This window comes from Oscillibacter sp. CU971 (assembly GCF_905219725.1).
Lineage (GTDB): Bacteria > Bacillota > Clostridia > Oscillospirales > Oscillospiraceae > Oscillibacter.
In genome coordinates, this window is the sequence record NZ_CAJMXG010000511.1 from 1 (window position 1) to 1,293 (window position 1,293).

Sequence of the window (1,293 nt, forward strand, 5' to 3'; positions counted from 1 at the left end):
GGTAGCGTCAATCCCGGCGCGGTGCAGCTCCTTCGCCAGCGGCCCACCCTCGGCGGCAATCAGGAACTTGATGAGGGTTGCAGGTGGCAGTTTCTGATTGCGGGCTGTCTGGCCCAGAGAGCGGGTCATGTCCTCGCCGCTGGTGCTGGTGCGCTCTAAAGTGCGTTTGAGCATGTCGGCGATAGATAATGTGTCGCTTGTTTCTTCAAATATAGCTGTTTGAGTGTCTGAATTGTGACGATTTCCAAGCCTTTCCATAATTTTTCCTCGTTTCGATAGTTGTAAAACTATCGCCAGAAAAGCACAAAAGACGCACCCTCTCATCTGTGAGGGCGTCGCCTTTCGTATTCGTCACTTAATTTATAAATTTAAAATGGTTTTCTTCTTGCCCCTGGTATGCGCAATAGCGCTACGAATTTGTCTGGGCGATAATTATGCTTTTATTTTAAATGTGATACTGAGGCTGTCAAGTGGTCTGAGCATTGTTTACTATTTTTTCACAATTATCTAAACGGCGCAACCCAATTGGCCGGATTGCGTTAAGGGCCAGATACGCCGTATCTGGCCCTTAACATCCTTAATTTAATGACATTGGCTGAAACCCTCCGCTTTTCTTACTCCTTTGCGCCCTCAGCGCCATTACGGCGGCCTGGGCCCTGGTAACGAAGGCCGCCGACCGGGTCCCGTCGGTGATACCCTGGGCCTTGGCCTCCTGAAGCTCCGGCGCCAGCTTGGCGCTCACCGACTACTTCGCCAGGGCCGCCTGCATCCGCCCCGCCAGCTCCACCAGGTCGGCGTCGGTCAGCTTGTCGATATTCAAGTCGTCCTCCTCAAATCTCGGGCGCACCGTGCCCACGATCACGTTATACTTCCTGCTCTTTCGGCACACCTGCCCGCCGTTGGACTGGCTCCCGGCCTTATTGCCCTCAATGGCCACCACCCCGGAGGCCGTCACGCTCTCAATGATGCCGGTGTGGTCCGTGGCCGCACCGCCGGGGAAGTCGTAGATCACCACGTCCCCGGGGCGGTAGTTCTCCGTCACCCAGCAGCCCGCCGCCTTTGCCGAGCGCATCAGGTCCCCACAGGAGGCCGTCCGCTTGGGCAGGAACTGAAGGGCTCCCGCCTGGCTGAAGCACCACATGACGAATATCATACACCAGGCGTAACCGTCCAGGCCGAACCACTTGCCGTACTTGGTCCGATTGCTCCCGGCGGGGCTCTCCGTATTGCCCAGCTCCCCCCCCCCGGGCAACGCCCAGTCCTTTCTTACCGGTCATGGCGCTGTCCCCCTCC

3 protein-coding genes are annotated in these 1,293 nt (G+C 57.2%); all 3 read right to left on the reverse strand.

Features of this window, described 5'->3' with window-relative positions; translation table 11 throughout:
* The coding region (locus tag JX325_RS17010) for a hypothetical protein (RefSeq protein ID WP_204792197.1) at positions 1-258 on the reverse strand (258 nt) is incomplete at its 3' end.
* 319 nt (positions 259-577) lie between these two features.
* Positions 578-742 (reverse strand): hypothetical protein, encoded by a 165-nt coding sequence (locus tag JX325_RS17015; RefSeq protein ID WP_204792198.1) that lies wholly within the window; start codon positions 740-742, stop codon positions 578-580.
* A gap of 3 nt (positions 743-745) precedes the next feature.
* A complete protein-coding gene (locus JX325_RS17020) occupies positions 746-1,252 on the reverse strand; it encodes a CHAP domain-containing protein (RefSeq protein ID WP_204792199.1) in 507 nt (168 codons plus the stop codon).
* Between the last annotated feature and the right edge of the window lie 41 nt (positions 1,253-1,293).